At 64.1% G+C, this 2476-nt stretch carries 3 protein-coding genes; all 3 read left to right on the top strand.

From position 1 onward, the window contains the following. The first annotated feature begins 80 nt into the window (after positions 1-80). The 3 genes from tnpA (at position 81) to tnpC (ending at position 2463) form a co-directional block, all read left to right on the top strand. Positions 81-509: an IS66-like element accessory protein TnpA gene (tnpA, locus tag AB4Z51_RS44705; protein ID WP_135179689.1), complete on the top strand. Its 429-nt coding sequence runs from the start codon at positions 81-83 to the stop codon at positions 507-509. Next, complete coding sequence (gene tnpB, locus AB4Z51_RS44700) at positions 506-862, top strand: IS66 family insertion sequence element accessory protein TnpB (RefSeq protein ID WP_135179688.1); 357 nt, start codon at positions 506-508, stop codon at positions 860-862. The genes tnpA and tnpB overlap by 4 nt, the downstream gene beginning before the upstream one ends. Before the next feature lie 122 nt (positions 863-984). Then, complete coding sequence (gene tnpC / locus AB4Z51_RS44695; RefSeq protein ID WP_441499744.1) at positions 985-2463, top strand: IS66 family transposase; 1479 nt, start codon at positions 985-987, stop codon at positions 2461-2463. Positions 2464-2476 lie beyond the last annotated feature (13 nt).

Below are 2476 nucleotides of genomic sequence, written 5' to 3'. Positions count from 1 at the left end.
GTAAGCGCTGTTCAGCGGCCACCTACCGGATGACGGGGTGATCTGCGAGTCTGCGGTTTGTTCGGACCGTTAGGCTTAGAATGGACACAGTGCATAGTGCTATCGCGGAGCCGGTGCGGCGGCTTGAGGTCTTCACCGGAGCCGGTCGTCGGCGGAAGTGGAGCGACGACGACAAGGCGCGGATCGTCGCCGAGATCGTGGCGAGTGGCGACTCGGTGTGTTCCGTGGCCCGACGGCATGGATTGTCGCCGCAGCAGTTGTTTGGTTGGCGCCGCCAGTTGCGAGAAGCAGCAGGCGGTCATTCCGAAGCGGACAAAGTCCAGTTTGTGCCAGCGGTGGTGGAGGCCGTGGTACCGGCGCCGGCAGCTCACCAGGAGCGTAAAGTGGTGCGCAAGGCAGATAGCGGGATCATCGAGATCGAAGTCGACGGCATCACGATCCGGGCCGGTCGTGGTGCGGACCCAACGATGATTGCGTCGATCGTCCAGGCGCTGAAGGCGAGCCGGTGATCGGTCCGTCGGGTGCGGTCCGGGTGATGGTGGCGACCAAACCGGTAGACTTCCGCAAGGGAATGGAGGGGCTTGCTACCCTGGTGCGCGAGAGTATGGGGGCTGACCCATTCTCAGGAGCTGTCTATGTGTTCAGGGCCAAGAGGGCGGACCGGATCAAGCTGGTGTTCTGGGACGGAACGGGTTTGTGTCTGTTCGCCAAGAGGCTCGAGGATGGAATCTTCCGCTGGCCGAAGATCGAGGACGGTGTGATGCGTCTGTCGGCGGCGCAATTGTCGGCGCTGCTGGAGGGGCTCGACTGGCGGCTTGTGCACGAGGCACGGGAAACGTCGAAGCCAACGCAGGCCGGATAGCTGTTGGCGGCGCTGCGGCGAAGTGAATCAGGAGCGTCGGACGCGTCGCCAGATGGCGGCGAATATGCTCTGAATTGGGTGTGAGCGACGCCCTGCCTGACGATCCCGAGACGCTGAAAGCGATGCTGCTCGCCGAGCGGTGCGAGAGCGAGCGGCTGCGTCAGATCATCAAGGAATTGCAGCGGCATCGGTTTGGCCGGCGGGCAGAGACGCTGCCTGAAGATCAGATGCTGCTGGGCCTGGAAGACGTCGAGCAAGTGGCAGCGTACAGCGAGACGGCGCAGGACGTGAGCGCACCTGAAGGCCGTGAGGCGCGGGCTCGCAAGCGCCGCGGCAACCGTGGTGCCTTGCCGACGCACCTGCCGCGGATCGAGGTCGTCGTCGACATCGAGGACAAGACCTGTCCCTGTTGCCAGGGCGAGTTGCACCGGATCGGCGAGGATCGGAGCGAGCGGCTGGACCTGGTCCCGGCGCAGTTCCGGATCCTCATGACCCGGCGTCCCAAATACGCCTGCCGGGCTTGCGAGGACGGCATCATGCAGGCGCCGGCCCCGGCCCGGCTGATCGAGGGCGGATTACCGACCGAGGCCACCGTCGCCCAGGTCCTGGTCTCCAAATATGCCGATCACCTGCCGCTCTACCGGCAGGCCCAGATTTACGCCCGCCAGAGCATTGAGCTCGATCGTTCGACGTTGGCGGACTGGGTGGGACAAGCTGCCTTCCACCTGCGTCCGTTGCATGAGCGCCTCCTTGGCAAGCTCAGACAACGGCCAAAGCTGTTTGCCGATGAAACGACGATGCCGGTGCTCGATCCCGGCCGCGGGCGCACCAAGACCGGTCAGCTCTGGGCCTATGCGGCGGACGACCGACCATGGGGCGGCGCCGATCCGCCGGGCGTCGCCTATGTCTATGCGCCCGATCGCAAAGCCGACCGACCGATCGCCCATCTTGCAGGCTTCAAGGGGATCCTGCAGGTCGATGGCTATGCCGGCTATGGCAAGCTCGCCGAGCGTGGCGAGGTTCAGCTTGCATTCTGCTGGTCGCATATGCGGCGTAACTTCTACGAACTTGCCACACCCGGTCCCGCGCCCATCGCAAGCGAAGCGCTTCAGCACATCGCCGAGTTCTACGCGATCGAGAAGGACATCCGTGGCCGCAGCGCCGAGGAGCGCCGCCTCGTCCGGCAGCAGAAGGGTCGGCCGCTGGCGGAAGCCTTCGAACGGTGGCTCCGCGCAAAGCTCGCTTTGATCAGCCAAAAGGGCAAGCTAGCCGACGCCATCCGCTATGCGCTCTCACGCTGGGAAGGCCTGACGCGCTTCATCGAAGATGGCCGTATCGAGCTCGACAACAACGCGGTCGAGCGATCAATCCGCCCGATCACGCTCAACCGGAAGAATGCGCTGTTCGCAGGCTCCGACGGCGGCGCCGAGCACTGGGCCATCATCGCTTCCCTGATCGAAACCTGTAAGCTGAACGATGTCGATCCGCTTGCCTATCTGACCGATGCCCTCACCAGGATCGTCAACGGCCATCCAAACAGCAACATCGATGAGCTGCTTCCGTGGGCCTATTGCCGTCACGACCTCAAAGCCGTGGCCTGAGAACGACGCTTAC

It is taken from the genome of Bradyrhizobium sp. 2TAF36, from assembly GCF_052114925.1.
Classification (GTDB): domain Bacteria; phylum Pseudomonadota; class Alphaproteobacteria; order Rhizobiales; family Xanthobacteraceae; genus Bradyrhizobium; species Bradyrhizobium barranii.
This window is presented reverse-complemented; position numbering and strand designations above follow the sequence as displayed.

What these genes read in the sequence shown, in the direction of transcription:
- tnpA (WP_135179689.1), top strand. Translation starts at nt 81, where the DNA reads ATGGACACAGTGCATAGTGCTATCGCGGAGCCGGTGCGGCGGCTTGAG.
- tnpC (WP_441499744.1), top strand. Translation starts at nt 985, where the DNA reads ATGCTGCTCGCCGAGCGGTGCGAGAGCGAGCGGCTGCGTCAGATCATC.